The sequence below is a fragment of the Aliivibrio sp. S10_S31 genome (genome assembly GCF_014694495.1).
In the GTDB taxonomy this organism is placed as follows: domain Bacteria; phylum Pseudomonadota; class Gammaproteobacteria; order Enterobacterales; family Vibrionaceae; genus Aliivibrio; species Aliivibrio fischeri.
This window is the reverse complement of sequence record NZ_JAAUWR010000136.1, coordinates 1-312: the sequence shown is the minus strand read 5'-3', so window position 1 is coordinate 312 and position 312 is coordinate 1. Positions and strand designations below refer to the sequence as shown.

Below are 312 nucleotides of genomic sequence, written 5' to 3'. Positions count from 1 at the left end.
TTAAATCAGTCAGCTTTCCAAATTGTTAAAGAGCGATTTCACGCTTATGCGTGTAACCATTTTTAAAGACTCTCAAATGAGAATACTTAAAGATGGTGGAGCTATGCGGGATCGAACCGCAGACCTCTTCGCTGCCAGCGAAGCGCTCTCCCAGCTGAGCTATAGCCCCACATAGTCTCTTTAATTTTTTAACCTAATCAATCTGTGTGAACACTCATAAATCGCAATCTATCGTTTAAGGAGGTGATCCAGCCCCAGGTTCCCCTAGGGCTACCTTGTTACGACTTCACCCCAGTCATGAACCACAAAGTG

At 44.6% G+C, this 312-nt stretch carries 1 tRNA gene and 1 rRNA gene; both read right to left on the bottom strand.

Going from position 1 to position 312, the window contains the following annotated elements:
* Positions 1–93: 93 nt before the first annotated feature.
* Positions 94–169 (bottom strand) — tRNA-Ala (locus tag HC728_RS19950).
* 67 nt (positions 170–236) lie between these two features.
* A 16S ribosomal RNA gene (locus HC728_RS19945) occupies positions 237–312 on the bottom strand; the annotation flags it as partial.